The sequence below is a fragment of the Chitinophaga sp. GbtcB8 genome, assembly GCF_019091455.1.
Classification (GTDB): Bacteria; Bacteroidota; Bacteroidia; order Chitinophagales; family Chitinophagaceae; genus Chitinophaga.
Genome location: NZ_JAGXJN010000547.1, coordinates 1 through 229, shown reverse-complemented (window position 1 = coordinate 229; position 229 = coordinate 1). Strand labels below are relative to the sequence as shown.

The following is a 229-nucleotide window of genomic DNA, read 5'->3' as shown; positions in this document are numbered from 1 at the left end:
GTAAAATTCACAGACGTTACCAGCCAAGCAGCACCCGCCTTGCAGCCCCTGGGCCTGGTTTGTGAAGCCCTGTTTACGGATTATGGTAATGACGGTTATACCGACCTGCAGCTGGCAGGGGAGTGGATGCCGCCCGTATTCCTGCACAACAATAACCAGGGCCGGCTGCTGCCCGCTAGAACCGGGCTGGAAGCAGAAAAAGGCTGGTGGGGCAGCCTGGTGTCCGGTG

The 229-nt window shown here is 59.0% G+C and carries 1 protein-coding gene; it reads left to right on the top strand.

The window, feature by feature from the left end; all coding sequences use genetic code 11:
- Positions 1-229, top strand: a 229-nt coding sequence (locus KVT36_RS32525; protein ID WP_217607553.1) for a hypothetical protein, incomplete at both ends; no start/stop codon positions are given.